Here is a 547-nt window from a genome sequence, read left to right on the forward strand (position 1 = left end):
CGCTTTTTCGGTGTTGTCCTTTCTTTCTTATCGGATGTATGAGCGCGATCTCTTGCCTCGAAATGAGTAGCGTCAATAGCGATGTTTTCTTCGCCGATATGCCCTTCATCGATGGCAAGAAAAATAAGCTCATCATGGATATGTTCCATCTCATCTGATTCACTGATGATAGTAACCATTCTTGAATAAGAAGCTTCAGATGGAATTTGGTCAGAGTGAAGAAATCCACAGTCATATCGAAAAATAGGATCACGTTTTAAACGCCTAATCAGGTCTTTGATTGTTACAATTCGCTCCACCACACGAGCGATTAATGAGTAGATCATGGCACCGTAATTCAGTTCTCTTGGGGCACCAACTTTATTAGGTTTATCAAATAAATTCAAGATAGGATCCAAATTGATTGTTGAAAAAACAGCTTCAAAATGATGGGTAGGTTCCATCTCATATAATTCGTGTATGTCAAACAAGCTTTGTTGTCGTATAATAGACATAGGGGCATCTCACCTCTCTGTTTATGTTTGTGTGGTAACTAACATTATACAGG

1 protein-coding gene is annotated in these 547 nt (G+C 38.8%); it reads right to left on the reverse strand.

The window, feature by feature from the left end; genetic code table 11:
* The coding region (locus Q1A47_RS20595) for a transposase (protein WP_299632760.1) at positions 1-494 on the reverse strand (494 nt) is incomplete at its 3' end.
* Positions 495-547: the final 53 nt, after the last annotated feature.

It is taken from the genome of uncultured Virgibacillus sp., from assembly GCF_947495635.1.
GTDB lineage: Bacteria > Bacillota > Bacilli > Bacillales > Amphibacillaceae > Virgibacillus > Virgibacillus salarius.